Source organism: Streptomyces lasiicapitis, assembly GCF_014646335.1.
Lineage (GTDB): Bacteria > Actinomycetota > Actinomycetes > Streptomycetales > Streptomycetaceae > Streptomyces > Streptomyces lasiicapitis.
The window spans coordinates 262,987-281,736 of the sequence record NZ_BMNG01000004.1; the positions used below are offsets into that span (position 1 = coordinate 262,987).

General features: G+C 71.8%; 20 protein-coding genes. 12 read left to right on the forward strand and 8 right to left on the reverse strand.

The features are described 5' to 3' along the window. Positions 1-33 precede the first annotated feature (33 nt). Positions 34-654: a MarR family winged helix-turn-helix transcriptional regulator gene (locus IEY91_RS09760; protein ID WP_189173646.1), complete on the reverse strand. Its 621-nt coding sequence runs from the start codon at positions 652-654 to the stop codon at positions 34-36. 70 nt (positions 655-724) lie between these two features. Between IEY91_RS09760 and IEY91_RS09765 the strand changes: the two genes are divergently transcribed. Next, complete coding sequence (locus IEY91_RS09765; RefSeq protein WP_189173647.1) at positions 725-1,444, forward strand: SDR family NAD(P)-dependent oxidoreductase; 720 nt, start codon at positions 725-727, stop codon at positions 1,442-1,444. Between the two features lie 96 nt (positions 1,445-1,540). Here IEY91_RS09765 and IEY91_RS09770 read toward each other — a convergent pair whose 3' ends face one another. Further along, positions 1,541-2,218 carry a TetR/AcrR family transcriptional regulator gene (locus IEY91_RS09770; RefSeq protein WP_373287921.1) on the reverse strand — a complete coding sequence of 226 codons (678 nt, stop codon included), beginning with the start codon at positions 2,216-2,218 and terminating at the stop codon, positions 1,541-1,543. Positions 2,219-2,391: 173 nt separating this feature from the next. Between IEY91_RS09770 and IEY91_RS09775 the strand changes: the two genes are divergently transcribed. From IEY91_RS09775 to IEY91_RS09810, 8 genes are all read left to right on the forward strand, one after another. After that, positions 2,392-2,958, forward strand: a complete 567-nt coding sequence (locus IEY91_RS09775; RefSeq protein ID WP_189173648.1) for a GNAT family N-acetyltransferase — start codon at positions 2,392-2,394, stop codon at positions 2,956-2,958. Positions 2,959-2,961: 3 nt separating this feature from the next. Next, the gene (locus IEY91_RS09780) at positions 2,962-3,864 is read left to right on the forward strand and encodes a LysR family transcriptional regulator (RefSeq protein WP_189173649.1); all 903 of its coding nucleotides are present in this window, start codon (positions 2,962-2,964) and stop codon (positions 3,862-3,864) included. Positions 3,865-3,972: 108 nt separating this feature from the next. Continuing rightward, positions 3,973-4,806 carry an SGNH/GDSL hydrolase family protein gene (locus IEY91_RS09785; protein WP_189173650.1) on the forward strand — a complete coding sequence of 278 codons (834 nt, stop codon included), beginning with the start codon at positions 3,973-3,975 and terminating at the stop codon, positions 4,804-4,806. Further along, positions 4,796-6,034 (forward strand): acyltransferase family protein, encoded by a 1,239-nt coding sequence (locus tag IEY91_RS09790; protein ID WP_229696833.1) that lies wholly within the window; start codon positions 4,796-4,798, stop codon positions 6,032-6,034. Before IEY91_RS09785 ends, IEY91_RS09790 begins: the two co-directional genes overlap by 11 nt. Before the next feature lie 95 nt (positions 6,035-6,129). After that, positions 6,130-6,828 carry a response regulator transcription factor gene (locus IEY91_RS09795; protein ID WP_189173651.1) on the forward strand — a complete coding sequence of 233 codons (699 nt, stop codon included), beginning with the start codon at positions 6,130-6,132 and terminating at the stop codon, positions 6,826-6,828. Further along, positions 6,825-8,387, forward strand: coding sequence for a sensor histidine kinase (locus IEY91_RS09800; protein WP_189173652.1), 1,563 nt, complete (start codon positions 6,825-6,827; stop codon positions 8,385-8,387). The genes IEY91_RS09795 and IEY91_RS09800 overlap by 4 nt, the downstream gene beginning before the upstream one ends. Continuing rightward, entirely contained in the window at positions 8,384-8,947 is a 564-nt protein-coding gene (locus tag IEY91_RS09805) for a GerMN domain-containing protein (protein ID WP_189173653.1), read from the forward strand. The genes IEY91_RS09800 and IEY91_RS09805 overlap by 4 nt, the downstream gene beginning before the upstream one ends. Before the next feature lie 124 nt (positions 8,948-9,071). Next, positions 9,072-10,553 carry an amidase gene (locus IEY91_RS09810; RefSeq protein WP_189173654.1) on the forward strand — a complete coding sequence of 494 codons (1,482 nt, stop codon included), beginning with the start codon at positions 9,072-9,074 and terminating at the stop codon, positions 10,551-10,553. Between the two features lie 46 nt (positions 10,554-10,599). On the opposite strand, the gene IEY91_RS09815 is transcribed toward IEY91_RS09810, so the two are convergent. Then, positions 10,600-11,511, reverse strand: coding sequence for an alpha/beta fold hydrolase (locus IEY91_RS09815; RefSeq protein ID WP_189173655.1), 912 nt, complete (start codon positions 11,509-11,511; stop codon positions 10,600-10,602). Between the two features lie 279 nt (positions 11,512-11,790). Between IEY91_RS09815 and IEY91_RS09820 the strand changes: the two genes are divergently transcribed. After that, positions 11,791-13,044, forward strand: a complete 1,254-nt coding sequence (locus tag IEY91_RS09820) for an MFS transporter (RefSeq protein WP_164326804.1) — start codon at positions 11,791-11,793, stop codon at positions 13,042-13,044. Positions 13,045-13,074: 30 nt separating this feature from the next. Here the strand turns inward: IEY91_RS09820 and IEY91_RS09825 are convergent, their stop codons facing one another. The 4 genes from IEY91_RS09825 to IEY91_RS09840 all read right to left on the reverse strand — a co-directional run bounded on the left by IEY91_RS09825 (position 13,075) and on the right by IEY91_RS09840 (position 17,265). Next, positions 13,075-13,746, reverse strand: coding sequence for an AIM24 family protein (locus tag IEY91_RS09825; RefSeq protein ID WP_189173656.1), 672 nt, complete (start codon positions 13,744-13,746; stop codon positions 13,075-13,077). A 173-nt stretch (positions 13,747-13,919) separates the two neighbouring features. Next, entirely contained in the window at positions 13,920-14,783 is an 864-nt protein-coding gene (locus IEY91_RS09830) for a glycoside hydrolase family 16 protein (RefSeq protein WP_189173657.1), read from the reverse strand. A gap of 239 nt (positions 14,784-15,022) precedes the next feature. After that, the gene (locus IEY91_RS09835) at positions 15,023-16,507 is read right to left on the reverse strand and encodes an FG-GAP repeat protein (protein WP_189173658.1); all 1,485 of its coding nucleotides are present in this window, start codon (positions 16,505-16,507) and stop codon (positions 15,023-15,025) included. Between the two features lie 191 nt (positions 16,508-16,698). Continuing rightward, entirely contained in the window at positions 16,699-17,265 is a 567-nt protein-coding gene (locus IEY91_RS09840; protein WP_189173865.1) for a TetR/AcrR family transcriptional regulator, read from the reverse strand. A 104-nt stretch (positions 17,266-17,369) separates the two neighbouring features. Between IEY91_RS09840 and IEY91_RS09845 the strand changes: the two genes are divergently transcribed. Both IEY91_RS09845 and IEY91_RS09850 read left to right on the forward strand, forming a co-directional pair. Further along, positions 17,370-17,840 (forward strand): DUF6463 family protein, encoded by a 471-nt coding sequence (locus tag IEY91_RS09845; RefSeq protein ID WP_189173659.1) that lies wholly within the window; start codon positions 17,370-17,372, stop codon positions 17,838-17,840. Between the two features lie 60 nt (positions 17,841-17,900). Beyond that, positions 17,901-18,311 (forward strand): DUF3995 domain-containing protein, encoded by a 411-nt coding sequence (locus IEY91_RS09850; protein ID WP_229696834.1) that lies wholly within the window; start codon positions 17,901-17,903, stop codon positions 18,309-18,311. A gap of 16 nt (positions 18,312-18,327) precedes the next feature. On the opposite strand, the gene IEY91_RS09855 is transcribed toward IEY91_RS09850, so the two are convergent. Then, positions 18,328-18,690, reverse strand: coding sequence for a MerR family transcriptional regulator (locus IEY91_RS09855; protein ID WP_189173866.1), 363 nt, complete (start codon positions 18,688-18,690; stop codon positions 18,328-18,330). Positions 18,691-18,750: the final 60 nt, after the last annotated feature.

The following is an 18,750-nucleotide window of genomic DNA, read 5'->3' on the forward strand; positions in this document are numbered from 1 at the left end:
CAGGGCGCTGGGCCCGTGGTGCCGGGCCCCGCCTCACTCCCCGCCGACCTGGCTGAGCCGGTCGTCGCCCACCCGGCTCTGTACGTCCGTGAGCAGGACGTGCAGGAGTTCCGTGAGGCCGGCCTGCTGCTCGGGAGTGAGGCCGGCGACCAAGTCGGCCTCGCGGTGGAGCACTTGGTCGACCGTGGCCTCGACGAGGTCGTGCCCGGCCGGGGTCAGGGTGACGAGCACCGTGCGGGGGCGGCCCCCGGCCGCCTCGCGGGTCACCAGGCCCTCCTGTTCGGCGCGGGCGACGCGCTGCGAGACGGCACCCGCCGTCACCAGTGAACGGCGCCCGAGTTCGCGGGTGCTCAGGGCGTACGGGGGGCCGCTGCGGCGCAGCACGCTCAGCAGGTCGAGCGTGGCGGTGTCCACCCCGGCCCGTGCCAGGACCCGGCGGCGGTCGTCGCCGAACAGCTTGGCCAACTGCCAGATCGGTGTGACGATCCCGATCGAGGAGACCGGGGTGCCGGGGCGCTCGCGCTCCCATGCGGCGGCGATCTCCCGGGCGGAGTGGGCGCGCTCGGGGTCCTGCGGCGCGGCGGGGCCCGGGGTGCGCGCCCCGTCGCGGTCTCCGCCGTCGCCGTCCCGCCCCGTCTGCGGATTCCTTGCCACCGTGACCCTCCCGAGTGATATATTCAGGTCTAAATTTAGCCCTAAACGGATCTGATTCGGAGCTCAGCATATGGCACGCACCATCCTGGTCACCGGTGGCGGCACGGGCATCGGCCGCGCGATCGCGAGGCACTTCGCAGCCGAGGGCGAGAGCGTGATCGTCACCGGCCGGCGCCCCGGCCCGCTCAAGGAAGTGGCCGCCGAGACCGGTGCCCGCACGGCGATCTGCGACCACACCGACCCCGCCGCGCTCACCCGCCTCCTCGACGAACTGCCCGAACGGATCGACGTTCTGGTCAACAACGCGGGCGGGAACATCGCGTTCGACACCGACGGCAAGACCGACCTCGCCTCCTACGCCCGGGACTTCCGCGCCAACCTCGACGCCAACCTCGTCGGCGCGGCGCTCACCACGAAGGCGCTGGAGGACCGGCTCGCCGCCGGCGGCGCCGTCGTCCACATCGGCTCGATCGCCGCCGAGCAGCCGGCCGGTTCCTACGGCGCGGCCAAGGCGGGCCTCGCCAACTGGAACATCGACCTGGCGCACGCGCTCGGCCGCCGTGGCATCACGGCCAACGTCGTCGCGCCCGGCTACATCGCCGACACCGAGTTCTTCCGCGACCGGCTCTCGCACGAGCGGCGCGAGCAGCTGGTGGCGGCCACCGCGACCGGCCGCGCCGGCGCGCCCTCCGACATCGCGGGCACCGTCGCCTTCCTCGCCTCCCCGGCGGCCCGCCACATCACCGGCCAGGTGCTGCACGTCAACGGAGGGGCGCGCGCCACGCGTTGAGGCGCCGCCGCCCGTCACGGGTTGAGGCGCCCGCCCGTCACACGCGGAGACACGCTGCCGGGACCGGCCGGCAGTCGGTGGCCGGGGGCCAGAGCGTCAGCCCTTCGCCGGATCCGGCAGCAACTCCCGCAGCAGTTCCTCGAACTCGTCCGCCGTGGGCGGCTCGTCGTCGAGCAGGCCCTGGAGGAGCAGGCCGTCGTAGGCCTGCGTGAACAGCTTGACGCGCAGCGGGTCGTCCGTGAACGCGCGGGCGAAGGCGGCCAGGGCCTCCTTCCAGCGACGGGTCGCCGCGCGCTGCTCCGGGCGGCGCACCGCGAGCAGGCACAGCTCGAACTCGGCGAGCAGATGTCCGGGCGGCGTCAGGATCCCCGCCATCAGCAGCGCCAGCGCCCGGCGCTTGTCGACGCCGTCGTCCGGCGCCTCGACCAGCGCCTCGATGCGCGCGGAGTCCTCCTCCATGCACTGCGTCAGCGCCGCGGTGAGCAGCGCGTCGATACTGCTGAAGTAGTACGTCGTCGCGGTCGTCGGCAGCTGCGCCTCACGGGCCACCGTGCGATGCGTGACGCCCCCGGCGCCGTCGCGCGCGATGACGCGTACGGTCGCCTCTATCAGCGCCCGGCGGCGCCGCTCGCCCTTGACGCGGCGGCCGTCCGTGGCGGCCGCGCCTTCCGCCCGCTTGAGGTCCGGGATGGCTCTCGTGCCGCTCCCGGCCGTGCCTTCCGGCCCGGCTTCCGTTCCCGTGCTGGTGTCGGTGCCCGTCTCGTTCAGGGTGATCTCCGCTGCTCACATGCTGCCGCTCATGAACCGTTCGCGCCGACGTTACCCGGTCGCCGGGCAGACTCTGCCGACCGGTGTCCAGGCCACCCCTGCCGCCCCTGCCGCACCGCCTGAGACGGCCGTCCGCATATTGGTTTGCGCAGGTCAGCCAGGTCGGATAGGAACCTTGCATGCTAAGGGGAGGCAAGGTCGGGCTCAGGGCCCGGCACATGGACGACATCCCGGTCCTGCGGACCGAGCTCTACGACGACGTGGTGAACGGCTCGCGGGCCGACGGCCGTCCGTGGCGTCCGATCACACCCGGCCAGGAGGACTCGCGGCTCGCGGTGGACGACAAGGAGCAGAGCCACGTCCCGTTCTCCGTGGTGGAGCTGGACGGCGGCGCGCTCGTCGGCACCGCGACGCTGTGGAGCATCGACAACCACAACCGGTCCGCCCACATCGGCCTCGGCCTGCTGCCGTCCGCCCGCGGCAAGGGCTACGGCACCGATGTGGTCGCGGTCCTCTGCCACTACGGCTTCGTCGTACGCGGCATGCAGCGCCTGCAGATCGAGACGCTCTCGGACAACGCCGCCATGCTGCGCTCCGCCGAACGCAACGGCTTCGTCCGCGAGGGCGTGCTGCGCTCCTCGGCCTGGGTTCTGGGAGAGTTCCTGGACGAGGTGCTGCTCGGGCTCCTCGTCCAGGACTGGAAGCCGGATTCGAAGCCGGACCTGAAGCCGGACTTGAAGGGCTAGCCGATGAGCCTTCGTCAGTACGAGTACGCCCTGGCCGTCGCCGAGGAGGGCTCGGTGACCGCGGCGGCCGAGCTGCTGCACGTCGCTCAGCCGTCGGTGTCCCAGCAGATCCGAGGCCTGGAACGGGACCTCGGCGTGCAGCTGTTCGACCGTACGCCGACCGGCCTTGTGCCCACCGCGGTCGGCCGCGCGTTCCTGCGGGAGGCGGAGGTCGCGGTGCGGGCGGCACGGCGGGCGACGGCGACGGCGCGGGCCGGGTCCGACGATCTGGTGGGCGAGTTGGTGGTCGCGGTGCAGATGGGCTTCGGTACGCGGCAGCTTCCGGGAGCCCTTGGCGCGCTGCGTCGCCGCTTCCCGCGCCTTGAGGTCACCGTCTTCGAGGAGCCGAGCTCCGCCGAGCTGGAGCGGCTGTGCCGTCGGGGCGTGCTCGACCTCGCCCTGATGGCGGCGTGCGAGCGCAGCCCCGCCAACGCGCACCACCTCGGCGACGAGGCGTTCGCCGTGGTCCTTGCCGCCGGGCACCGGCTGCTCGCCGCGGACCGGGTCGAGTTGCGCGAACTGGAGCGGGAGGCGTGGGTGCGGTTCGACCGCGACAGCGCGCTCGACGGCGTGCTCCTGAGCGTGCTGCGGGACAACGAACTGCCCCCGACCACCGTCGCCCGCGTGTCCCAGACGGCGACGGCCGTGCGCTGGGCCGCCCTCGGCCTCGGGGCCACGCTCGTTCCGTCCTCCGCGGTGCCCCAGGGCCAGGAGCACCTCGCGCGCCCGGTGTCCCCGGCCGTGACCCAGCCCGTCATCGCCGTACTCCGGCAGAGCCCGGGCCCGGCGGAGACGGCTCTGCTGGAACTCCTGCGTCGGGAGACCTGGTCCGGGCCTGAATTCGAGTCCGAGTCCGCTTTCGGCTGAACTCGCTCAGCTCGTGCGGCGTCGGGCTTCATGAGCGCTTCTTGCCCGGAGTATGAGCAAACGATGACGGCGGCCGGTCGGGCGCCCGGGGACTGTTGTGCTGGGCGCATGAACAGCAAGCGCAAGTCCCGTTCCCGTTCTCCTCGCCGCCCGGCCCGCCACGCCCTGGGCGCGGTCGCCGCGGTCGCCGCCCTCGGCCTCACCTTGGTCGCATGCGGCGACAACGGCTCCGGCGCCAGGGACGAAGGGAAGAGCAAGACGGCGAGCAAGACGCCCAGCACCGGTACGAAGGTGCTCTGGCTGGGCGATTCCATCGCGGGCGCCGAGGCCCCCGCCCTGGGCGCGGCCCTGAAGGCCAGTGGTGTGGAGTTCAAGGACTCCTCTTCGGACGGCGGCGGCACGGTCGTCGACAGTGGCGAGAAGATCACGCAGATGATCTCCGGCGACTCGTGGAAGCGCCTCGCCAAGGACATCGAGTCGTTCCGGCCCACCGTGGTCGCGTACCAGATCACGACGTACGACTGGGGAAGCCGGGACCAGCAGCGCGCCGCCTACGAGAAGGTCGTCGACACGGCCAAGGACGCCGGGGCCGACGTCGTGTTCGTACCGTCCCCGCCCATCAAGATCGACGGGTTCTACAAGCAGCACGAGGCGCAGATGCGTACCGCGCCCAAGGTGGCCGCGGAGGTCGCCGGGAAGAGCGGCGGCGCGGCGACGTTCCTCGACGCCTCGAAGGTGTGGGGCACGGACGCCACGGCGAAGCAGGCGCTGCGCGCCCCGGACGGGATCCACAACTGCCAGCAGGGGGCGGCCGCCTTCGCCAAGTGGTTCAGCGGGGAGCTCGGCAAGCAGCAGAGCTTCACGCCGGCGCCGGTGGACTCCTGGGCGCAGAAGTCCTGGACCGGCGACGAGCGCTACGGCAAGCTCCGCTGTGCCGCGTGACGGAAGCGCCGCGGGCCGTTCGCACATCACCGCCCTCGACGGGCTCCGCGGTTTCGCCGTCGGGGCCGTGCTGCTCTTCCACGCCGGGCACCTGCGCGGCGGATTCCTCGGCGTCGACCTGTTCTTCGTGCTCTCCGGGTTCCTGATCACCGGGCTGCTGCTCGGCGAGGCGAAGGCGAAACCGAAGGCGAAGGCGAAGGCGCGTGGCGCGAAGCGCCGGGCGCGCGGCCGGATCGACCTGGCCGCGTTCTGGGGTCGCCGTGCCCGCCGCCTGCTGCCCGCTCTCCTCTGCGTGGTGGTCGTGACCGTCCCGGCCACGTGGGCGTGGGGCAGCCCGGAGCAACTCCGCTTCGCGCTCGACGACATGCCCTGGGTCGGCGCCCAAGCGGTCAACTGGCATTACATCACCGAGCAGATCGGCTACTGGAACGCCTCCGACACCCGTGTCTTCGCGCACCTGTGGAGCATCGGGGTGGAGTGGCAGTTCTATCTGGCCTGGCCGCTGGTGGTGGCGGTGGCCGCTCGGGCGCGGTGCGGCGAGCGGATCGTGGCCGCGCTCGCCGGGGCGGGCGCCCTGGTCTCCCTCGCCCTGACCGTCTCGCTCGGCGCCGCGGTGGACACCACCCGCGCCTACGAGGGCACCGACACGCGTGCCGCCGCCCTGCTGCTCGGGGCGCTCGTGGCGACCGCGCCGGTACGGAACCTCGTACGCCGGGTGCCGCCCCGCGTAGCCGACCCGGTGTGCCTGGCCCTGGCGTGCGGCCTCGCGGTGGCGTGGGCGGTGACCGAGGGCGAGAAGGCGCCCCTGCTCTTCCAGGGCGGGCTCTTCCTGCACTCCCTGACCGCGGCCGTGCTGATCGTCCTGATGGCCCAGGTGCCCGGCACCCGGGCGGCACGGATCGCGGGCAGCCGCCTGCCGCGTGGCCTGGGCAGGCTGTCGTACAGCCTGTATCTGTGGCACTGGCCGGTGTACCTGCTGCTGTTGCCGCGGCTCACGGCGCTGGGGGACTGGGGCGGGACGGCCGTCGCGATCGGGGTCTCACTGGCGGCCGCCGCGGTGACGACGCGGTGCGTCGAGGATCCCGTGCGGTTCCGGGCGGGGTGGGCGCGTGGCGGGCGCGGGCCGATCGTGGTGGGCGCGGTGGCCCTGGCGGGAGCCGTGCTGTGGGTGGCGGTGCCCGAGCCGGTGACGGGGGTGGGCACGGTCGACGTCGATCAGTTGAGGTGACCCCCACGCCCCCACCCGTACAGTGGGCGATCCACCCCACCACCCAATAGCTCACGTAACGCCGCAAAACGCGCACCCCGTGGAAGGACCCGTACATGACCCGTGTCCTGCTGATCGAGGACGATCCGGCCGTACGCCGCGGTGTCGTCCTCGGCCTGTCCCGCAACGGGCACGAGACCGAGGCCGTCGGCACCGGCGAGGACGGCCTCGACGCCCTGGCCGCCTTCAAGCCCGACCTCGTGCTCCTCGATCTGATGCTCCCCGGCATGAGCGGCCTGGACGTATGCCAACGCATCCGCGAGACCAGTCAGGTACCCATCGTGATCCTGTCCGCGCGCGGCGACGACATCGACGTCGTGGTCGGCCTGGAGGCGGGCGCCGACGACTACGTCGTCAAACCCGCGGGCGCCGCCGTCATCGACGCCCGGATCCGCGCGGTGCTGCGCCGCGTCGCCCCCGCCCAGGCCGACACCGCCACGGGCGCCGGGCCGACCCGGGCGGGCGACCTCGAAATCGACCGCGACGCGCTCATCGTCCGCAAGCACGGTCATGAACTCCCGCTCGCCCCCTCCGAGTTGAAGCTGCTGCTCTTCCTCAGCGCCGCCCCGGAGCGGACTTTCAGCCGCCAGCAACTCCTTGAGGACATCTGGGAACACAGCTACTACGGGGACGCCCGCCTCGTCGACGCCTGCGTGATGCGGCTGCGCGCCAAGGTCGAGGAGGACCCGCGCAGCCCGGTGTACGTCCAGACGGTGCGCGGCTTCGGCTACCGCTTCGGCCCGCTGCCCGCATGAGGCTCGCCCCGCGCCGTGGACCGCGCTCGCCCGGTGGCCTACGTACGCCCCGTGGACTGCGCCCGCGCCTGGTCGTCGCCTTCGTCCTCGTCGCCGCCTTCAGCGCGCTGATCACCGCCGCGCTCACCTTCCGGCAGGCCCGCGACGCGATCCTGGACCGTACCCAGAACAGCGCCGTCCACGATCTGCGCCTCCAGGTCGACTCGCTCGCCCCCAACCTGCCGGCCGATCCCACCGACACGGACCTGCGCACCTTCGCGCGCCAACTGGACCGCGCCTCGGGCTCGCGCGGCTGGCACACGGCCGTCTCCCGCGACGGCGGACCGCTCATCGGCACCGCGGCCGACGTCAGCGGCGCCCTGCGCGACGCGACAAAGAGCGGTGACGCCACCTTCTACGAACGCGTGGAGCACGCCGACGGACCCCGCCTGCTGATCGGCATGCCGGTCGGCTACGGCGACGGGAGCACGCGAGACACGGGCAAGGGAGACGCAGGCAAGGTAGGCGAAGGCAAGGGAAACAGGGGCAAGGGAGGCATCGGCAAAGAACCGGAGAAGCCGTCGGGCCTCGTCGCCTACGCCGTCCTGTCCCTGGACGGCGAACGCGCCGACATCTCCGCCCTGATCACCGCCGCCTGGGCCGGCGCCGTCCCGGCACTCGCCCTCGCCGTCGTCCCCGCCCTGTTCGCCGCCCGCCGCGTCCTGCGTCCCGTACGACAGCTGCGTACCGCCGCCGAGAAGATCACCTCGGGCGCCCGGGACACCCGCCTGGACGTCGTAGGCAAGGACGAACTCGCCGCGCTGACCGGCACGTTCAACACCATGGCGGCCGCGCTGGAGCGGGACGACGCCGAGCTGCGGCGCATGGAGGCCAACGCCCGCCGGTTCGCCGCCGACGTCTCGCACGAGCTGCGGACCCCGCTCGCCGCGATGGCCGCCGTCACCGACGCCCTCGACGAGGACGCCCGCTCCGGCACGCTGCCCCCGGACACCGCCGACGCGGTCCTCCTCATCAGCGACGAGACCCGCAAGCTGACCGGCATGGTCGAGGACCTGATGGAGATCTCCCGCTTCGACGCGGGCGCGGCGGTGCTGCACCTGGACGACATGAGCCTGCGCACCGTCGTACAGAAGACCCTCCACCTGCGCGGCTGGCGCGAGCCCGACGAGGTGGTCACCGAGCTTCCCGAGGGCGATCCGCGCATCCGGGTCGACGCGCGCCGCATCGACGTCGTCCTCGCCAACCTGATCGGCAACGCGCTGCGCCACGGCGCCGCTCCCGTCACGGTCCGGGCGACCGTCACAAGCGAAGCCCTGGTCATCGACGTCGCCGACAACGGCCCCGGCATCCCCGACGACGTCCTGCCGCACGTCTTCGACCGCTTCTACAAGGCCGACGCCGCGCGCGTCCGCTCCGAGGGCAGCGGCCTCGGACTCGCCATCGCGAGGGAGAACGTACGGCTGCACCACGGTACCCTCGTCGCCGCCAACCTCCCTGGCGGCGGCGCGGTGTTCACCCTCACCGTCCCGCGCACGTTCCGGCAGGAGGACCAGTCATGAGGCGCCAACTCGCCTGTCTGGCAGCGGTGTTGGGACTGCTGGCGGCAGGCTGCGGCATCGGCTCCACCGGCCCCGTCCGGGCCGGCGCCCCGGCGTCCGGCCTCCGTGAACCGGGATCCACGAGCCAATACGCCCAGCTCTACTTCGTCAGCCCGAACGGCATCCAGGCCGTCACCCGCGAGGTCGACACCCCCGCCACCCCGCAACAGGCACTCGACCTGCTCCTCAAGGGCCCCGACGCCGCCGAACGCGCCCGCGGCCTGATCACCGAGGTGCCCCCGATCCACGGCCGCCTGCTCGCCGAGGCCGCCGACGGCGCCGTGGACCTGCGCCTTCCGGTGCCCGTGGCGCGGATGACCGGTGGCGGCGGCCTCGGACTCAGCCAGATCATCTGCACCGCCGCCAACGCCCGCGTGCCCGACGGCAAACAACCCCCCGACGTGGACGTACATGTCTACGAGGAGGGCTACGGGACCCCCTGGACCGTCCGCTGCAACGCCGCGGGCAACGTCGTTCCCGTGTCCCGGCCCGCCCCGAGCCGGAGCGCCCCGAGCCGATAGGGGCAGCGAGGCCCCCGGCGAGCCGACCCGCACACCACAGGGCCGGTTCGGCCCCGTTGCCGCTCGTGGCGCCGACGATCTACGCTCCGGTGCATTCTTGACGCCAAGTCAGTAGGGGTGCGCGGTGGATTACCGGGACTACGGGACGTACGACGCGGTCGGGCTCGCCGAGTTGGTGGTGCGGGGTGACGTATCACCGGCCGAACTCCTCGACGCGGCCCTCGCGCGCGCCGAGGCGGTGAACGGGAAGATCAACGCGATCGTGCGGCCGATGCCGGTCGTGGCCCGCGAGCGCGCGGCGGGCTCGCTCTCCGGGCCCTTCGCCGGAGTGCCGTTCCTGATCAAGGACTTGATGCAGGACTACGCGGGCCGCCCGACGGGACGCGGCTCCCGGGCCGCCCAAGGGCTCGTCGCGACGCGTCACAGCGAGCCCGTGAAGCGGTGGCTGGACGCCGGGCTCGTCATCTTCGGGCAGACGAACACGCCCGAGTTCGGCATCAAGAGCATCACCGAGCCCGAGGCCGGCGGCGTGACCCGCAACCCGTGGAACCTCGGCCACACTCCGGGCGGTTCGTCGGGCGGCTCCGCGGCCGCCGTCGCCGCGGGCATCGTCCCGGCCGCGGGCGCCAACGACGGCGGCGGCTCGATCCGCATACCCGCCGCCTGCTGCGGGCTCTTCGGCCTCAAGCCGGGCCGGGGCCTGGTGCCCGCGGGCCCCGCGTACGGCGAACTCCTCGCGGGCGCGGCGAGCGACGGCGTCGTCTCGCGCACGGTGCGCGACAGCGCGGCCCTCCTCGACGTCCTCACCGCCCGCCCCGACCCCGGCGGCCCTTTCCTCGTGGCGCGCCCCGACGAGCCGTACGCCGAACTCGCCCGCCGCACCCCTTCGAAGCTGCGCGTCGGCGTCAGCACCCGCTCGCCCCTCGGCACCCCGGTGTCCCGCGAGGCGGTCGAGGCCGTCGACACGGCCGTGAAGCTCCTCGTCGGCCTGGGCCACGAGGTGGAGGAGGCCGAACCCGTCATCGACGGCCTGCGCGTGGCCGACGACTTCATGGCCATGTACGCCGCCGAGAACGCCGCGACCCTCGCGGAGCTGAAGCACAAGACCGGCGCGGACGACGCGCAGTTCGAGCTCGACACCCGCCTCCTCGCCGCCGCGGGCCGCGCGCTCGGCGCGGTCGAGCACACCGTCCGGCACGCGCGCTGGAACACGTACGCCCGACAACTGACCGCGTTCCACGAGACGTACGACGTGCTGCTCACGCCGACGCTCGCCCGGCCGCCGGTGAAGATCGGCGAGCTCGACACGCCCTGGCCGACCCGGCAGATCGGCAAGGCGCTGCTGAAGGCCGGCGTGGCGGGCAGGCTCAGCCGCACCAAGCTGTGGCGGCAGGCCGTGGTCCAGAACCTCGCCCCCAACCCCTTCACCCAGCTCGCCAACATCACCGGCCGCCCCGCCATGTCGGTCCCGCTGTACCGCACCCCCCAAGGCCTCCCCCTGGGCGTGCAGTTCGGCGGTCCGCTCGGCAGCGAGGGCATGCTGCTGGCCCTCGCCGCACAGCTGGAGTCGGCCGCGCCCTGGGACCGGGAGAGGCCGACTCTGTGAAGCGGGGTGCGCCACACGGCACCGCGCCGACCCGGGACCGGCGCCACTAAGAAGCCGTACCACCGGGGCCGACCGGTCGGCCCCGGTCGGCCAGGAAGGGGAGCACCACGTCGGCGACCTCGTCCGGTACTTCTTCCGCGAGGTCGTGGCCGGCGTCGAAGACGTGACCGGTGACGTCATGGGCGAGGAGGCGCATCTGGGCCTCGTTCCGGTCGCCGATGAACGCCGAGCCGCCGAGCGCAAGCACCGGGATGTCCAGCCTCTTCCGCGCTGCCTGCCGGTTCTGTTCGGCGTCGACGAGCATCGCGCGGTAGATCGACAGCATCGAGCGGATGCCACCCGGCAGGGAGTAGCAGCGCACATATTCGTCGACCGCGTCCGCGGTGGCGGTGTCGGGGTGGCTGCGCTCGTACTTCAGCATGTAAGTGAGCAGCTCACGTTCGTGCCCGGCGATCAGCATCTCGGGGACGTCCGGCTGGAAATAGAAGCCCAGATGCCACAGGTGCATTCCACCCGAGACGTTCTCATGGGTGAGCGCGGTGTGGTCCTCGAAACCGAACCCGGGCAGCAACGCCTCCACGAACACGAGGGCGTTGACGCGATCACGGTGCCGGGCGGCGAGCTGGTAGCCGATCGCCGCTCCCCAGTCCTCGCCCATCACGCTGTAGGAATCGTGCCCGAGGTGGGCCATCAGCGCGGCGATGTCGTCGCTCATCGTCGCGGAGTCGAATCCTCCCGCGGGATGGTCGGAATCGCCGAGGCCGCGAAGGTCGGGTACGACGACGGTGTGCCGCGGTGTGAGCCTCGGGACGAGGTGGCGCCAGTGGTAGCCGGTCTTGGGTACGCCGTGCAGCAGTACCACCGCCGGACCGGACCCGGCGGTTCGGTAGTGCAGCTTCGTCTCGTTGACGGCGGCCCGGCCCGTACGGACGGGTTCACCACGATGGTCGGAAATCATTGCTCCACCCACTCTTCCAGTGCGCTCGCGCAGCGCCGACCCCTGCGCGTGCGGGCACATTCGGTTACTTACTCACCGTAGGTGAGCGTGCCCTGAGCTGGAAGAAGGCACTTTTCCGTGAGAGAGGCACCGGATGGTGACCAAGGAACCCGTGTGTGTCGTGGCGGGGCGTGATAGAAAATGGAACGATAGTCCCAGTAGTTGCCCGTGCGGCACGCGCACCGGTCGATCGCGCGTGCCCGCATGAGCCCAGGGCCGATTCCACTCACAGGACAGGCAATGCCAAACGCATACCGCGAGATCTTCTCCGCCCCCGGCGCGAAGGCGTTCAGCTCCGCCGGGCTCATAGCCCGCCTTCCGCTGCCCCTGACGCACATGGGCATCCTGACGATGCTGTCCGAGACGACCGGTGAATACGCGCTGGCCGGCCTGGTCGCGGGCACCTTCACCTTCTCCATGGCCTTCCTCGGCCCGCAGGTGTCCAAGGCCGTGGACCGCCGCGGCCAGAGCCGCGTGCTGCCGCTCGCCACCGGCGTCAGCGTCATCGGCCTCGCCGCCCTGCTGCTGTGCGCCACCGCCGACGCGCCGCGCTGGACCCTGTTCCTGTTCGCGCTGCTTTCCGGCCTGATGCCGAGCATGAGCGCGATGGTCCGCGCCCGCTGGACGGAGATCTACCGGGGCACGCCGCAGCTCACCACCGCGTACTCCATGGAGTCCGTGGTCGACGAGCTGACGTACGTGATCAGCCCGGCGCTCGCCGTGGTCCTGTCGACCGCGCTGTTCCCGCAGGCCGCACCGCTGTTCGCGGGACTCCTGCTGCTCGTGGGGGTCGCCCTCTTCGTACCGCAGAAGGCCACCGAGCCGCCGGTCAAGGCCCGTGCCGACGGCGCCGGCGATGCGTCCGCGGTCCGTTCGGCGCCGGTGCTGCTGCTCGCGCTCGTGCTGCTCTGCGGCGGCGCGATCCCCGGCATGGTCGACACGATGGGCCTCGCGTTCGCCGAGGAGCAGGGCAACAAGTCGCTCGCGGGTCTGATCTTCGCCGTGTACGCGCTCGGCTCCGGCCTGTCAGGGCTGCTCTTCGGGGCCCGCACGCCGAACGTCCCGCTGCCGCGGCTGCTGCTCGTCGGGGTCGCCGGAACCGCCCTGACCACGCTGCCGTTCCTGTTTGTCGACTCGGTCGCCGGGATGGCCGCGGTGGTGTTCCTCGCCGGAGTCTTCTTCGCCCCCACCATGGTGGTGATCATGGGCATCGTGGAGCGCGTGACGCCGGAGCACCAGCTCACCGAGGCGATGACGTGGATGATCGCGGGCCTGCAGAGCGGCGTCGCGATCGGCGCGGCCGTCAGCGGCGTCGTCTACGACCGCTTCGGCACTACCGCCGGGATCTCGGTCGCCCTCGTCGCCGGAGCCGGTGCCCTGCTACTCGTGCTGTGCGCGCTGCCGATGCTGCGTACGCGGCTTGCGCGGGCGGACGGGACGGCGGCGGTGCCCGGTCCGCCCGCCGAGACGGCGACGCCCGTCGGCTGCCGCTGAACGGCCGACGGGCGTACGGAGGAAGCGGGACTACTGCGGCTTGTGCGGCGTGGCCTCGCTCGGCCGGACGACGACCATGCCGTCGCCCTCCAGCTTGAGCTGCACCGCCTCGCCGGAGCCGCCGCGGATCATCGAGCCGATCGACTGCGAGCGGTGCAGCGAGGTCTGCAGGCTGGTGGTCCAGCCGACGATGGCGTCGGTGTCCACGAACACCGGCGACTGCGGGGACACGGGGATCACCAGCGGCTCGCCCTCACACATGAGGCCGAGCTGGCCGTGCCCGGTGAAGACGCTGTTGAAGAGCCCGCCGCCGGAGATCCCGGAGCCCTTCACGGTCTTGATCTCGTACGCGAGCGACGCGTCGAAGCACAGGATGTTGCGGCCGTTGACGGTGAGCGAGTCGCCCGGCTCGATGTCGACGACGAAGCAGCTCTGCGCCTCGTGCGCGAACCAGGCCTCGCCCTGCCCCTTCACGGCCATCAGCGGCAGCCCCTCACCGGTGACCGCGCGCTTGAGCAGCCCGCCGACGCCCTGGCCCTTGCGCTCGAACTGCAGGTTCCCGCGGTAGGCGACCATCGCGCCCTGCCGCGCCATCATCTCGCCGTTCACGGCGTACCGGATCGACTTGGAGTTGTGCAGGCTCATACCGGGCGCCGTCGCGGGCTGCGCCACGTGATCCTTGGAGAAGAGGTCGCTTCGCATCTGGGCATCGTGCCCCGCGCCGGTGTGCCACGCCAAGTCATCGGCGGGGTACATCGCGCGAGTCGGCGGTCGCATGCCCGCCGGACCGAGGTCGCGGTCCGCGCGGGCGGGACCGCGACCTTCGGCCCGGAGGCCTCGACCAAGGGCCGAGGCGTGTCCGGCGGGTCGGGGTGTCAGGTGGTGACGCGGACGTAGTCGACGGTCAGCGTCTGCGGGAACGTCGTGCTGCCGTCCGGGTCGCCGGGCCAGTAGCCGCCGACCGCCAGGTTCAGGATGAGGAAGAACGGCTTGTTGAACGCCCACTGCTTGCCGCCGAGGTCGGCCGGGGTGCGGGTCTGGTAGACCTGCCCGTCGACCGACCAGGTCACCTTGTTCGGCGACCAGTCCACGGCGAACGTGTGGAACTTGTCCGCGAAGGCCTCGCCGCCGGGCAGCGAGTACGCGGCGCCGATGCCGCCCGAGCCGGAGTAGCCCGGACCGTGCAGCGTGCCGTGCACGGTGTTCGGCTCCTTGCCGACGTTCTCCATCACGTCGATCTCACCGCTGTTGGGCCAGCCGACCTGCCCGATGTCGTTGCCGAGCATCCAGAACGCGGGCCACATGCCCTGGCCGCGCGGCACCTTCAGGCGCGCCTCGACGCGGCCGTACGTCGTCGTGAACTTGCCGGCGGTGTTCAGGCGGGCCGAGGTGTACTCACAACGGCCGTACCAGCACTGGTAGTTGCTCGGGTTCTCCTTGCGGGCGGTGATGACCAGGTTGCCCTGGCCGTCGAGCGCCGCGTTCTTGTTGCCCGAGGTGTAGAACTGCCGCTCGTGGTTGTTGACGTTGTCGCCGGTCTCGATCTGCCACTTGCCGCCGTCGACCGCGGACCCGGCGGGCCCGTTGAAGTCGTCGGAGAACGCGAGGGCCTTGCTGCGGGCGGGCGCGGGCTCGGGCGTGGCCGCCGCGCCGGGCGCCGCGACCGCGGCGGTGGCACAGCAGACCAGGGAGAGCGCGAACAGCGCCGTGCGGCGGCGCCGGGAGAGGGGCACGGTCATCACATCGCTTCAGTGGGGGGAGGGCGCACGCGGTGCTGACGGTGGGGGCGTGCGCATGACAAACGTCGCGTCGGAGGTTGAACGCGGTACGCGATCCTCCGCGACGGTTTCTTCACTGCTTGATTTAAGGCAGGTGCGCTGGGGGCGTCAAGGCATTGGTGCGGACCAACTGCCGGACGGGGTGCGGAACACAGTGCCCGGCGCGGGCCTTGAGCTGTCGCCCGAGGCCCGCGGCCGGTTCACTCGTCGATCGCCGCGCCGAACGCCGCGTCCGCCGCGGGCACGCCCAGCGACCCCGCTCCGTACGTCCACGACCCCGCGGCCGTGACCCCGCCCGCGCCCGCCGAAAGCACCCACACCACACCGTCGTCGGTGTTCTCGCCGGGTGCCGAGGCGAGCAGCCCGAAGCGGCCGTCGCTGTTGGGGTCGGTCAGGCGCACCTGGGCGCCCCATTTGTCGCCCTTCTCCGCGGCTCCGGGGATGTCGGCGGAGTTCTGGTCCCAGGACTTGGCGCCGGTGGCGGTCAGGCCTGCGGCCGCGCCGCGCAGCACCCACACGGCGCCCGCGTCCGCGACCGTGCCGATGTCCTCGCCGGGCGCGCCGATCGCCACGTCCGCGTAGCCGTCCTTGTTGGTGTCGTCCACGGACAGGTCGGCGCCCCAGCCGTCGCCGCGCTCGGCGGTGCCGGGTACGCCCGCGGAGTCCTGGGTCCACCACTTCACGTCGTCCGAGATGCCATCGGCGGAGCCGTAGCGCACGCCGACCAGGCCGCCGGTGAGCGTCTCGCCGCCGTCGTCGGGGGAGTGGGGCTCGCCGGTCACCAGGTCGTCGAAGCCGTCGCCGTTGATGTCGCCGGAGGCGGAGGCCGGACCGCCGCGCAGGGCGCGCTCGGGGGTGAGGCCCTGCGCGTGGCCCGAGAAGTACGCGGACCAGCCGTGGCCCGCCTCCTCCTCGCCGACGCTCACGCCGGAGACGACGAGGTCGGCGAAGCCGTTGTCGTCGTAGTCGCCGGTGGTGAGCGACTTCGGCTGGATGTTGCGGTCGGGGGCCGCCGCTGCCAGGCGCTCGGTGGCCTGCCGCTTGAACGGCGCGGCGTCGCGGGCGACTTGGGGTGCGGCGTCGTACAGGAACAGTTCGAGGTCGTCGCGGTCGAGCACGGCGAGCATGTCGCCCGGGGTGTCGCCGGAGAAGCGCGCGGCCGTGACGCCGGACCCGAACTTCTCGTCGGCAGCGGGTTCCTGGGTCTGCAGCCAGTCGCTCGCGGCACCCTTCAGGCCCTGCTTGGAACCCCACAGGATCGCGACGCCGCCCGCGTCCGCCTGGTCGCCGATGTCCTCGCCGGGGATGCCGACGATCGCGTCGTCGAAGCCGTCGGAGTCCAGGTCACCGCTGGCGACGGCCGTACCGAAGCCGTCGCCGGTCTCCGCGACGCCGACGATTCCGGCCGTGGACTGGCTGAACCGCGCCACGTCGTTGGTGCCGATGCCTCTGCTGGAGCCGTACTGCACGGTGACGAGGCCGGCGCCCTTCTTGCCGCTGACCGTCGCGCCGGGCGCGCCGACCAGGACGTCCTCGTGACCGTCGCCGTTGAAGTCGCTGTTGCGGTCGTTGGCGTGCGTACCGCCGGGGGTGCCGGCGACCGCGGCGGGGGCGGTGGCGATGGCCGCACCCGACAGCAGAAGGAATGAGGCCGCGGCGATGGCGGCCGAACGGTTCTTGCGCACGAGCGACTCCTGTGCGGGAAAGTGGCCGGGCGACGCGGGGGTGAGACCGGAAAGGGCCCGTTCCTCATCCGGTTGCCAGTTCGACCACGACAGGGACGGAAGGGTTGTACGGGAATTCACCTGCTTGTTGGGCAGGCGGGGCGTTCCGCCCAACACCCGTGATCCTTCGAAGAATTGACTCGCCGGACCGCTCAGCGCGGTGAGTCGAGCAGCCACCTGGTCGTCAGTTCGTTGACCTCGGCGCGGCTGCGACCGTTGTGGTCGGCGAACATGAACTGGTCGGCGATGTACAGCGAGAAGGTGATCACGCAGCGGGTCTCCACCTCGTCCTCGTCGGGGCAGAAGGCGCGGAACAGCGAACGCAGGTAGTCCATGTGGCTGTTGTCGACGCGGCGGACGCGTTCGGCTACCGCCGGATCGCGTCGGGCCCAGTCGCGGACCGCCAGGTCGGTCGTGATGTCCGCGTCGAACCCGTCGCCGGTGTCGACGATGGCGAACAGGCGGCGCAGCCGGGCCTTGGCGTCGCCTCCCTCCTTGTCGACGTGTGCCTCCACGTCGACGGTGACCTCGCGTTCCCAGCGCTCGAGCATCTCGTCGAGCAGGGTGCGCCGGTCGGCGAAGTACCCGTAGAAGCCGCCCTTGGACACGCCGAGGGCCTTCGCCAGCGACTCGATCTGGACGGCGTCCGGGCCGCCGGTCGCGAGGGCGCGCAGCCCTTCGTCGATCCACTTGTGCCGCGGGGTGCGAGCCACCGCCATGATCTGCTCCGTTCCTTCGGTCACCCATCTATACGACATCGTATAGATGGGTGCTAAGGTCTCATCTATACGACCTCGTATAGATGAGGTGGATGGGGGCAGTCATGGCACTTCCACGCACCACGCGCACAGCACGTCCGAGCAATCCGAACAATCTGACCAGGCCGAAGCTCACGCGGACGGCCGGCTGGATCGCCGTGGCCTTCGGCGCGATTCACATCGTCGTGGCGCCGCTGGACAAGCGGGACGTCTGGTCGGACATCTTCGAGCAGGGGCCGTGGCAGACCATCTCCCTGGACGTCACGCCCGAGAACCTGGCCTACTCCGAGGCCTTCTGGGTCGGGCCGGCCAGCTGCGGCGTGCCGGTGCTGCTGTTCGGCGCCTTCGTGCTGTGGACGGCGAAGCAGGGTGCGCGGGTGCCCGCCGCGTTCGGCTGGACCATGACCGCGTGGGGCGCGGTGCTTGCTGCTTTGCTTCCCACCTCGCCTGCGTGGGCCCTGTTGGCGGTCGGGGTGCTGCTCGTGCTGGCCGCGCGGGGTCCCGGTGCGGCCGAAGCCGAGACCGCTGAAAGCTGAAGACCGTTGAGGCCCACTTCGAGTTGGAGGCACAGGCGCATGGTCCACACGGTGGTCCCCATGGTGTTGACGATCGTCCTCGCGGCAATCGGCGTGCTGCACTTCGTCTGGGCGTTCTCCCCCTGGCCGTTGAAGGACGCGGTGACGTTCACCAAGGCGATCGGTGGCAGCGACGACGGCGTGATGCCGTCGGCGTTCAGCACCGTCGCCGTGGGCCTGGCGCTGATCGGTGGCGCCGTGCTCACGCTCATGGTGAACGAGTCCATCCCGGCGCTCGGCCCGGACTGGCTGCTGCTGGTGGGCATGTACGTCCTGACGGCGGTGCTGCTCGCCCGAGGCCTCGGCGGGTACTTCATGAACGCCGGAATGGCCGCTGAATTCCAGCAGTTGAACACGGTCCTGTACTCGCCGCTGTGCGTGGCACTCGCCGCCCTGGGCGGCATCGTCGCGGTGGCCGCGAGCAGGCGCTGACCCAGGGCGTGAACGCTCAGGCCGGTGCGGACGCCGCGTCGATGACCTCGTCGAGGACCTCGCGCGAGCGCATCAGGTCGCCGATCATGCGGTCGATGCGCTCCCGCTCCACGCCGAGGTCGGCGACGAGTTGCGGCGTCGCGATCGTGGAAGGACGGCCGTCCGTGTCCCGCATGCACGGCAGGAGTTGGGCGATCTTCGAGCTGCACAGGCCCGCCGCGAACAGCTCCTGGATGCGGATGACCCGGTCGACCGCGGCCTCGGGGTAGTCACGGTGGCCGCCCGGCGTACGCTCGGCGGTCACAAGGCCCTGCTTCTCGTAGTAGCGCAGGGAGCGTTCGCTCACGCCGGTGCGCCGGGCCAGTTCGCCGATCCGCATGTGCTGTCCCACCGGGCCTTCCGGGCTTGAATCTGACATTGATGTCAAGTTCTACGGTAC

Bases quoted from the DNA above. Each gene is read 5' to 3' on its own strand.
- IEY91_RS09805 (WP_189173653.1), top strand. From the start codon at position 8,384: ATGAGGCGCCAACTCGCCTGTCTGGCAGCGGTGTTGGGACTGCTGGCG.
- IEY91_RS09765 (WP_189173647.1), top strand. From the start codon at position 725: ATGGCACGCACCATCCTGGTCACCGGTGGCGGCACGGGCATCGGCCGC.
- IEY91_RS09800 (WP_189173652.1), top strand. From the start codon at position 6,825: ATGAGGCTCGCCCCGCGCCGTGGACCGCGCTCGCCCGGTGGCCTACGT.
- IEY91_RS09845 (WP_189173659.1), top strand. From the start codon at position 17,370: ATGGCACTTCCACGCACCACGCGCACAGCACGTCCGAGCAATCCGAAC.
- IEY91_RS09825 (WP_189173656.1), bottom strand. From the start codon at position 13,746: ATGCGAAGCGACCTCTTCTCCAAGGATCACGTGGCGCAGCCCGCGACG.
- IEY91_RS09785 (WP_189173650.1), top strand. From the start codon at position 3,973: ATGAACAGCAAGCGCAAGTCCCGTTCCCGTTCTCCTCGCCGCCCGGCC.
- IEY91_RS09775 (WP_189173648.1), top strand. From the start codon at position 2,392: ATGCTAAGGGGAGGCAAGGTCGGGCTCAGGGCCCGGCACATGGACGAC.
- IEY91_RS09815 (WP_189173655.1), bottom strand. From the start codon at position 11,511: ATGATTTCCGACCATCGTGGTGAACCCGTCCGTACGGGCCGGGCCGCC.
- IEY91_RS09855 (WP_189173866.1), bottom strand. From the start codon at position 18,690: ATGCGGATCGGCGAACTGGCCCGGCGCACCGGCGTGAGCGAACGCTCC.
- IEY91_RS09840 (WP_189173865.1), bottom strand. From the start codon at position 17,265: ATGGCGGTGGCTCGCACCCCGCGGCACAAGTGGATCGACGAAGGGCTG.
- IEY91_RS09780 (WP_189173649.1), top strand. From the start codon at position 2,962: ATGAGCCTTCGTCAGTACGAGTACGCCCTGGCCGTCGCCGAGGAGGGC.
- IEY91_RS09850 (WP_229696834.1), top strand. From the start codon at position 17,901: ATGGTGTTGACGATCGTCCTCGCGGCAATCGGCGTGCTGCACTTCGTC.
- IEY91_RS09795 (WP_189173651.1), top strand. From the start codon at position 6,130: ATGACCCGTGTCCTGCTGATCGAGGACGATCCGGCCGTACGCCGCGGT.
- IEY91_RS09830 (WP_189173657.1), bottom strand. From the start codon at position 14,783: ATGACCGTGCCCCTCTCCCGGCGCCGCCGCACGGCGCTGTTCGCGCTC.
- IEY91_RS09820 (WP_164326804.1), top strand. From the start codon at position 11,791: ATGCCAAACGCATACCGCGAGATCTTCTCCGCCCCCGGCGCGAAGGCG.